This is a genomic window from Lentilactobacillus parafarraginis DSM 18390 = JCM 14109, assembly GCF_001435895.1.
Lineage (GTDB): Bacteria > Bacillota > Bacilli > Lactobacillales > Lactobacillaceae > Lentilactobacillus > Lentilactobacillus parafarraginis.
In genome coordinates this window covers 1-1,166 of record NZ_AZFZ01000173.1, presented here as the reverse complement: position 1 = coordinate 1,166, position 1,166 = coordinate 1, and the positions used below count along the sequence as shown (strand labels likewise).

1 pseudogene is annotated in these 1,166 nt (G+C 34.0%); it reads left to right on the top strand.

Annotation, left to right across the window (positions count from 1 at the left end):
• Positions 1-404 precede the first annotated feature (404 nt).
• A pseudogene (locus tag FD47_RS16230) lies at positions 405-721 on the top strand (transposase); the annotation flags it as partial.
• Positions 722-1,166: the final 445 nt, after the last annotated feature.

The window sequence follows — 1,166 nt, the reverse complement described above, 5'->3', positions numbered from 1 at the left end:
TCGGGCCTTTGTAAGACTCTAAACAGGTTCTAAGGTATTGTATTTAAAAATAAAATAGTTAAAATGAAATTAACTTCTTTCATCAAAGTTAATTATTGTCATTATTTGGATCTGGAAACCACTACCTTAATTTTAGGTGGTGGTTTTTGTGCTTACTAAACCATCAATTTTACGATGTTGTAAAAAACTATTCTGATGCCCGAATTATTCAATTGATCTCAGATATTCACGATAGATACTACCATATCAATACAATGCAGCAGTTTTATTTTTTACCCGTTGGGTGATGAAAAAGGAAGCCAAATCTGTTCGCTTTAAGTTACCACAACAAGCAATCGAAGAGAGGGATTCCAATATTTAGCGTATTGAAAATTCATTTAAAAAATAACTAACAAGTAGTTTTAACTCATGATGGTGGCCATTTATCTTCAGATTCCGGATTGGTGTTAGTAGCCAATTTTGTTAAGGCCATTGGTCTTAGGCAATTATTTACTGAAAATGTGCGCTCTAATGGTCATGGGATCTATCATATTCATTCAAATACCGACTTACTTTTACAAATTATTTATCAAAAGATTGTCGGTTATGCGACCGATAAAGCTGCCAATAAGCTCACTGATGATCCAACCTTTTTGCATTCTGATATGGGTTCTCAATACACCAGCATTGCTTATGAAGGCCTGTTAAAGCGGTACCTGATTAGGCATTCATACTCCAAACCNTATTTTTCAAACACGTTTTACTAGTTTTGAGGACTTAGTCCTCAGAGTTGAAAATTATATTAACTGATATAACACCGAAAGAATTAGGATAAACGGCTAACCTTTTAGTACCAAAACTTGACGTAGGATCACTATTACAGGGTCTAATTTGGAGAATCCTAATGGACATCTATAAATCTAGTTACATCACAAAATTAAAAACGGCCACTAGGATATACCCTATTGGCCTAAAAATAAAAAATCAATTTATTTGTCTAACATAATATTCATAAAGTCTATTTTTATGTCCGCTCACTGGCACCACATTCACTCATAGAATCCCGGTTGGTTTTATCAGGTTACTTTTTAAAAAATATTAAATAGTGTCTAAGCCCTTTCGCGTTTTCAGGGTGGTGGATAGGTAGACATAAGCGTGTCAAGGGCAGTTTAAAAATGTAGGTTTTC